The following is a 370-nucleotide window of genomic DNA, read 5'->3' as shown; positions in this document are numbered from 1 at the left end:
CCCGGCGCCACCGACCAGCACGTTGTTGCCCGCGTTGCCGGTCAGTACGTTGTCAAGGGCGTTACCGAGGCCGTTGATGTTGTCATTTCCGATCAGCGTGAGGTTTTCCAGATTGGCGCCCAGCCCCCAACTCACCGAAGAGCGCACGGTGTCGATCTCGCCGGCCAGGGTGCTGTCTTCGCTGATCACGTCACCGACGTTGTCGACTACATAGGTGTCGTTGCCGGTGCCTCCGATCAGGATGTCGGCTCCGAGACCACCATCCAGCAGGTTGGCCTCCACGTTACCGGTGAGGCGGTTGTCCAAGGCGTTGCCAGTGATATTGATGGCCGAGAGGCCGACCAGTTGACCATCCTCGACATTGGCCGAC

At 61.4% G+C, this 370-nt stretch carries 1 pseudogene; it reads right to left on the bottom strand.

Going from position 1 to position 370, the window contains the following annotated elements:
• Window positions 1–370, bottom strand: a pseudogene (locus FGE05_RS29965) (Ig family protein); the annotation flags it as partial.

This window comes from Pseudomonas sp. ICMP22404 (genome assembly GCF_006227205.1).
Classification (GTDB): Bacteria; Pseudomonadota; Gammaproteobacteria; order Pseudomonadales; family Pseudomonadaceae; genus Aquipseudomonas.
The sequence above is the reverse complement of the archived record's forward strand: the minus strand, read 5'-3'. Positions and strand labels throughout refer to the sequence as shown.